This is a genomic window from Streptococcus sp. HMSC071D03 (genome assembly GCF_001812125.1).
Taxonomy (GTDB): domain Bacteria; phylum Bacillota; class Bacilli; order Lactobacillales; family Streptococcaceae; genus Streptococcus; species Streptococcus pseudopneumoniae_N.
In genome coordinates this window covers 40,837-47,843 of the sequence record NZ_KV807757.1, presented here as the reverse complement: position 1 = coordinate 47,843, position 7,007 = coordinate 40,837, and the positions used below count along the sequence as shown (strand labels likewise).

Annotated in this window: 7 protein-coding genes; all 7 read left to right on the top strand. The window is 38.2% G+C overall.

Annotation, left to right across the window (positions count from 1 at the left end; all coding sequences use genetic code 11):
• Positions 1-537 precede the first annotated feature (537 nt).
• Positions 538-714 carry a class IIb bacteriocin, lactobin A/cerein 7B family gene (locus HMPREF2837_RS06360; protein WP_049549431.1) on the top strand — a complete coding sequence of 59 codons (177 nt, stop codon included), beginning with the start codon at positions 538-540 and terminating at the stop codon, positions 712-714.
• A gap of 231 nt (positions 715-945) precedes the next feature.
• Entirely contained in the window at positions 946-1,116 is a 171-nt protein-coding gene (locus HMPREF2837_RS06355; protein WP_000067700.1) for a H354_08695 family bacteriocin-like peptide, read from the top strand.
• A gap of 39 nt (positions 1,117-1,155) precedes the next feature.
• Entirely contained in the window at positions 1,156-1,344 is a 189-nt protein-coding gene (locus HMPREF2837_RS06350; protein WP_049549432.1) for a hypothetical protein, read from the top strand.
• Between the two features lie 568 nt (positions 1,345-1,912).
• Positions 1,913-2,107, top strand: a complete 195-nt coding sequence (locus tag HMPREF2837_RS11670; protein WP_049549464.1) for a hypothetical protein — start codon at positions 1,913-1,915, stop codon at positions 2,105-2,107.
• 167 nt (positions 2,108-2,274) lie between these two features.
• Positions 2,275-4,428, top strand: coding sequence for a peptide cleavage/export ABC transporter ComA (gene comA / locus HMPREF2837_RS06330; RefSeq protein WP_049549433.1), 2,154 nt, complete (start codon positions 2,275-2,277; stop codon positions 4,426-4,428).
• A 12-nt stretch (positions 4,429-4,440) separates the two neighbouring features.
• Positions 4,441-5,790 (top strand): bacteriocin secretion accessory protein, encoded by a 1,350-nt coding sequence (locus HMPREF2837_RS06325; RefSeq protein ID WP_049549434.1) that lies wholly within the window; start codon positions 4,441-4,443, stop codon positions 5,788-5,790.
• Between the two features lie 169 nt (positions 5,791-5,959).
• The gene (gene purC, locus HMPREF2837_RS06320) at positions 5,960-6,667 is read left to right on the top strand and encodes a phosphoribosylaminoimidazolesuccinocarboxamide synthase (RefSeq protein WP_049549435.1); all 708 of its coding nucleotides are present in this window, start codon (positions 5,960-5,962) and stop codon (positions 6,665-6,667) included.
• Positions 6,668-7,007 lie beyond the last annotated feature (340 nt).

The window sequence follows — 7,007 nt, the reverse complement described above, 5'->3', positions numbered from 1 at the left end:
CATTATGTACTGTTTTAGGTTCATTTTACTATAAGATTTTGAAATTTTATAGTTGATACTCAATGAAAATCAAAGAGCAAACTAGGAAGCTAGCTGCAGGCTGTACTTGAGTACGGCAAGGTGAAGCTGACGTGGTTTGAAGAGATTTTCGAAGAGTATGAGTTTACGAATAAAGAGATGAGAACAAAAAAGGAGGATTGCTGATGTATGTGACAGGTCTTTATCCGTGGTTGATCAAGTGGTTTTTAAAATAAATTTGATTTAATTGTTTATTTTAAAATGATTTCTCGAATAGATAAGTGAGAAGAAAAGGAAGGAGATTGCTTCATGTTTATGCCAATCATGTATCCATGGTTAATTAAGTGGTTTTTAAAATAAATTTGATTTAGCTGTTTATTTTAAAATTATTTCTCGAATAGACAAGTGAGAAGAAGAGGAAGGAGATTAGGAATGATTATTTCAGTTATTTATCCAATTTGGCTTTTAAAATGGTTTAAAGGTTAGAAATCACAAATATAAAAATAAAGGAGAAAACAAATGACAAACTTTGACAAAATGGAACAGAACTTTGCAGCTCTTACGGAAGAAGAGCTAATGGAAGTGGATGGGGGAATTGCTTGGGAGGTAGTCTCTGTGGGAATTGCAATTGGTTGGGGGATTTACCAAGTTGGTGAAGCTGCTGGTAAAACGTTCTACTATATTACTCATCCATAGTTTTTGATAAATATGAGCAAGAAAACATTTTGGATTATACTACTCGTTATTACAATTGTGGTGACTGCCGTTGGTTTAGGATTATCTGCATATAATTACTATGTTTTTGATAGACCTTTTTTCAATAGTACTACTAAAGGACTGTTGTCTGCGTTTGTTATGAGTGTATTGATGATTATTATTGGTGTATTAAAAGAAAACTAATTTTTATTATTAAAATGGAGGATAAACATGTCGAATTTACAAACTATTGAACAAAATTATACTACGTTAAGTGATGTTGAACTGCAAGAAGTCAATGGTGGAGGAGTAGTACTTTTAATTGGTGGTGGTATTTTGTCTGTTGGACTATTAGCTTGGGGTGCGTATAATGGTTATCAGTCGGCATCACGAGGTGGGTAAAAAGCTAGTAAATTCTTTATAAGAAAGCAGGAGTCTGGTATGAAAAAATTTTTATTGGGATTTGCTGAAGGTTATTTTATAGTGTCAGTCATTATCTATATTGCAACGTATTTGATTTTGAAAAAACCGATCAATACCTTGTTTTATCCAGAAAACTATCCAATTCTGCTTGGTCTGTTTTATGTAGGATACAAGTATCAAACAAAAGGAAGTAAGATTGGGAATTGATGAACCATCAAAATGAAGTTTGAGATGAAAGTCGTTCAAGTGTTACAAAAAGCTTGGCTAGAGTTTACTGTATGTTGCAGTTCGATGGTTTATATCATTGTTAGAATAGTCGCTGATGTAAACAAAATAAATCTACCTACATGGTTTGAAAATTTTGACATGCCTACAATTTCACTATTCTTGATAGTATTTATTTTACTTTATAGAAGTGAAGAAAAATGAGATAAAGGTTGATAAAATGAATTTGAACTTTGTGGCTCCAGTATTAGGGCAATCTTGGGGAATGTTGGGGTGTTAAGCTGATGAACTGTAGTCTGATTTTAGTTAGAAAGATATTCGTATGTTTAAAAAAGAAGTGATATTATTAGGCTTGCTTCTACTAGTACGTATTGTACTTTCTATCATGCAAGTTTTAATAGACTATAAACTATTGCTAGGAAAGTATAGTGTAAATTTCATGGAACTTTCAGATTTATTCTCTTATCCCCTACTTTTTTAATCATTTACATAGCGATAAAATATCATGCTATCCAGAAAATAAGAGGTAAAGAAGATAATCAGGATGGAAATGAATAAGACTTTAAAAATCTTTCTAACGTTCCTTTTCTTATTTCTGATGAATATGTTTATTCTCAAGATACTGGCAACTCTGGGATTTCAGCTGACAATGAGTGAAAAGAATTATATTGTACCACCGCTGTTTTCGATTATCGTTTTGTACATGATTGACAAAGGAATTAGGAAGAAAAAGAAATCTTTATAAATATATATTTTAGGTAGGACGTTTGTTCTGCCTATTTTTATGTAGGAAAAAGTGCTGTTCAGGTGCAGTTATTGTTTTTTTAGAAATAATTTTCTTTTTGCTTCTTTGTTTGGATAAAATAATCTTACAAAGTTTTCTTTGGATATTGTTAGGAAAAGGAGTAGGATATGAAATTTGGGAAAAGGCATTATCGTCCTCAGGTGGATCAGATGGACTGCGGTGTAGCTTCATTAGCCATGGTCTTTGGTTATTATGGTAGTTATTATTCTCTGGCTCACTTGCGAGAGTTGGCCAAGACGACCATGGATGGGACTACGGCTTTAGGCTTAGTCAAGGTTGCTGAGGAGATAGGTTTTGAGACGCGAGCAATAAAGGCGGACATGACCTTGTTTGATTTGCCGAATGTAACTTTTCCTTTTGTGGCTCATGTGCTTAAGGAAGGGAAATTGCTCCATTATTATGTGGTGACTGGGCAGGACAAGAACAACATTCATATTGCTGATCCAGATCCTAGTGTTAAGCTGACCAAGATTTCTCGTGAGCGCTTTGCCAAGGAGTGGACAGGAATCACTATTTTTATGGCACCATCTCCGAGTTATCAGCCTCATAAGGAACAAAAAAATGGTCTGCTTTCCTTTATCCCTATATTAGTGAAACAGCGAGGTTTGATTGTTAATATCGTTTTGGCGACCCTCTTGGTGACCTTGATTAACATTGTGGGTTCTTATTATCTGCAGTCTATCATTGATACTTATGTACCAGATCAGATGCGCTCGACACTGGGGATTATTTCTATTGGGCTGGTTATTGTTTATATTCTCCAGCAAATCTTGTCCTACGCTCAGGAGTATCTCTTGCTTATTTTGGGGCAACGCTTGTCCATTGATGTGATTTTGTCCTATATCAAGCATGTTTTTCACCTGCCTATGTCCTTCTTTGCGACACGTCGTACAGGGGAAATCGTATCTCGTTTCACGGATGCGAATAGTATCATCGATGCTCTGGCTTCGACTATTCTGTCAATCTTTTTGGACGTATCTACTGTCTTGATTATTTCAGTAGTTCTATTTTCGCAGAATAGCAATCTCTTTTTCATGAGTTTACTAGCCCTTCCTATCTACACAGTGATTATCTTTGCTTTTATGAAGCCCTTTGAAAAGATGAATCGGGAAACTATGGAAGCCAATGCGGTTCTGTCTTCTTCTATCATTGAGGACATCAATGGCATTGAGACCATCAAGTCCTTAACTAGTGAAAGTTCACGCTACCAAAAGATTGACAAGGAATTTGTGGATTATCTGAAAAAATCCTTTACCTATAGTCGGGCAGAGAGTCAGCAAAAGGCTCTGAAAAAGGTTGCCCATCTCTTGCTCAATGTCGGTATTCTCTGGATGGGGGCTGTTCTGGTCATGGATGGCAAGATGAGTTTGGGGCAGTTGATTACCTATAATACCTTGCTTGTTTATTTTACAAATCCTTTGGAAAATATCATCAACCTGCAAACCAAGCTTCAGACAGCGCAGGTTGCCAATAACCGTCTGAATGAAGTTTATCTGGTTGCATCTGAGTTTGAGGAAAAGAAAACAGTCTCAGATTTGAGCTTGCTAGAAGGAGATATGACTTTCAAGCAGGTTCACTACAAATATGGCTATGGTCGAGATGTCTTGTCGGACATTAATCTAACCATTGCGCAAGGCTCTAAAGTGGCTTTTGTGGGGATTTCAGGGTCAGGTAAGACGACCTTGGCCAAGATGATGGTTGATTTTTACGACCCAAGTCAGGGAGAGATTAGTCTGGGTGGTGTCAATCTCAATCAGATTGATAAAAAGGCTCTGCGTCAGTACATCAACTATCTGCCTCAGCAGCCTTATGTTTTTAACGGAACGATTTTGGAGAATCTTCTCCTTGGAGCCAAGGAAGGGACGACTCAAGAGGATATCTTACGGGCGGTCGAATTGGCAGAGATTCGGGAGGACATTGAGCGCATGCCACTAAATTACCAGACGGAATTGACTTCGGATGGGGCAGGAATCTCAGGTGGTCAACGTCAGAGAATTGCTTTGGCGCGTGCTCTCTTGACAGATGCGCCGGTCTTGATTTTGGATGAGGCAACTAGTAGTTTGGATATTTTGACAGAGAAGCGAATTGTCGATAATCTTATGGCTTTAGACAAGACCTTGATTTTCATCGCCCATCGCTTGACCATTGCTGAGCGGACAGAGAAGGTGGTTGTTTTGGATCAGGGCAAGATTGTCGAAGAGGGTACACATATGGATTTACTGGCTCAGGGTGGATTTTACGCCCATCTAGTGAATAGTTAGAGAGGAGAAAAGATGCAATCAGAATTTTTAGAAAGTGCGGAGTTTTACAATCGTCGTTACCATAATTTTTCTAGTTATGTGATTTTTCCAAGTTTTATCTTATTTTTGTCCCTGATCGTTTTTTCAATCTTTGCACAAAAGGAGATAAGCTTGACAGCTGGAGCTACGGTAGAACCTGCTCGTATCATTGCTACCATTCAGTCTAGTAGTAATAGTAAGATTGTTGCGAATCATTTGGCTGAAAATAAGTTTGTCAAACAAGGAGATCTTCTCGTTCAATACCAAGAGGGAGCAGAAGCGATTCAGGCAGAAAATTATGCTAGTCAGTTGGAAATGCTCAAGGATCAGAAGCTTCAACTGGAGTATTTAAAAGCAAGCCTTCAAGCAGGAAGTGATCAATTTCCTGAAGCAGATAAATTTGGCTATCAGCATAGTTTTTTAGATTATCTAAATCAAGCTGCTAGTCTGCGAAGTCAGGTTGAGCAGCAAAATGCTAGTATATCATCTCAAAATGCAGCAGCTAGCCAAACCCAAGTCGAAATCGGGAACCTCATCAGTCAAACAGAGGCTAAAATTCGCGATTACCAGACAGCTAAGTCAGCTATTGAAACAGGTGCTTCCTTGGCCAGTCAGAATCTAGCCTACTCTCTCTATCAGTCCTACAAGTCTCAGGGCGAGGAAAATCCGCAATCTAAGGCACAAGCAGTTGCGCAAGTTGAAGCACAGCTTTCTCAGTTAGAATCCAGTCTCGCTACTTATCGAGTCCAGTATGCAGGTTCAGGAGCCCAGCAAGCTTATGCATATGGATTAGGAAGTCAGTTGGAGTCATTAAAATCTCAGCAACTAGCTAAGGTAGGTCAGGAATTAACGCTCTTGGATCAGAAAATTCTTGAAGTGGAGTCAGGTAAAAAGATTCAAGGAAATCTTTTAGAGAAGGGGAAAATTACAGCAACAGAAGATGGTGTTCTACATTTGAATCCTGAGCATAGTCGATCTACCATCATTCCAGAAGGAACGATCCTTGCTCACCTATTTCCGCAGTTGGCTAGAGAGAGGAAGGCAAAACTGACAGCTTATATCGGTTCTAAGGAAGTGGCTGATCTCAAGCATGGAAATGAGGTACGATTTACAACAGTAACAGATGCCAATAAGCAGCTAGTGTTGACATCCAAGATTACGAATATCGATACCAGTGCGACTCAGACAGAAAAGGGCAATTTCTTTAAATTAGAGGCAGAGACGGACTTGAGTGCTGAACAGGCAGAAAAGATTCGTTATGGACTTGAAGGTCGTTTAACCATGATTACAGGTAGGAAGAGTTTCTTACGCTACTATCTGGACCGTTTTTTGAAACAAGAATAAAGTTTCTATTTTTAACTCAAATCAATCTTAGAAAATCGCAAATGAAAATTCGTTTGCGATTTTTCTGTACTTTTTCAGATGTGATATCAATTATAGTTCGTAAAACATTTGATTTCTGCTTATTTTTGTGTTAGAATGAGGCCAAGTAATACGAAAGGCGAATAATAAAATGTCCAGTAAACTTATTTATACGGGAAAAGCTAAAGATATCTATACTACAGAAGACGAACATGTGATTAGGTCCGTTTATAAGGACCAGGCTACCATGCTGAATGGTGCTCGTAAAGAGACTATCGAAGGTAAAGGTGTGCTCAATAATCAGATTTCGTCTCTTATTTTTGAAAAATTGAATGCTGCGGGTGTAGCTACTCACTTTATCGAACGTATTTCTGACACAGAACAACTCAACAAGAAGGTTTCAATCATCCCTTTGGAGGTTGTGCTTCGTAACGTGACTGCGGGTTCTTTCTCAAAACGTTTCGGTGTTGAAGAAGGTTTGGATTTAGAAACTCCTATCGTTGAATTTTACTACAAGAACGATGAGTTGGACGATCCATTTATCAATGATGAGCATGTGAAGTTCTTGGATATTGCCAACGATGAGCAAATTGCTTATATCAAGGAAGAAACACGTCGCATCAATGGATTGCTGAAAAATTGGTTTGAACAAATTGGTCTGCGTTTGATTGACTTCAAATTGGAATTTGGTTTTGATAAGGATGGTAAGATCATCTTGGCAGATGAATTTTCACCAGATAACTGCCGCCTTTGGGATGCTGAAGGGCACCATATGGATAAGGATGTTTTCCGTAGGGATTTGGGCAGTCTAACGGATGTTTATAAGATTGTGTTAGAGAAGTTGAAAGACTTGAAATAAGTTGTTTGAAACGGAAAACCTTCGTCTTTCAAGTAAAAGGACTCAGGCTGAGAGTGGGACAGAAATCGGTAATTTGTTAGAATTCGATTTCGTCGTCCCACCTCCGCACAGTTGAGTAGGGCTGTAAAAGCTGATGAAATCAGCGTAGTAGAGCCCACTCAACCACTGCGTCTTGCTTTAAAATCCAACATCAAAAAGAGGGCTAGGACTTTTGTCCCAGACTCACTTCGTAGGGACTTAGGCAGTTTAACGGATGTTTATAAGGTTGTGTTGGAGAAATTGCAGGGCTTGAAGTAATCATTTTGGAACGGAACCCCTTCGTCTTCAATAGCCTGTTTGA

Coding starts and splice junctions, on each gene's coding strand:
- HMPREF2837_RS06360 (WP_049549431.1), top strand. CDS start 538: ATGACAAACTTTGACAAAATGGAACAGAACTTTGCAGCTCTTACGGAA.
- HMPREF2837_RS06355 (WP_000067700.1), top strand. CDS start 946: ATGTCGAATTTACAAACTATTGAACAAAATTATACTACGTTAAGTGAT.
- HMPREF2837_RS06350 (WP_049549432.1), top strand. CDS start 1,156: ATGAAAAAATTTTTATTGGGATTTGCTGAAGGTTATTTTATAGTGTCA.
- HMPREF2837_RS11670 (WP_049549464.1), top strand. CDS start 1,913: ATGAATAAGACTTTAAAAATCTTTCTAACGTTCCTTTTCTTATTTCTG.
- comA (WP_049549433.1), top strand. CDS start 2,275: ATGAAATTTGGGAAAAGGCATTATCGTCCTCAGGTGGATCAGATGGAC.
- HMPREF2837_RS06325 (WP_049549434.1), top strand. CDS start 4,441: ATGCAATCAGAATTTTTAGAAAGTGCGGAGTTTTACAATCGTCGTTAC.
- purC (WP_049549435.1), top strand. CDS start 5,960: ATGTCCAGTAAACTTATTTATACGGGAAAAGCTAAAGATATCTATACT.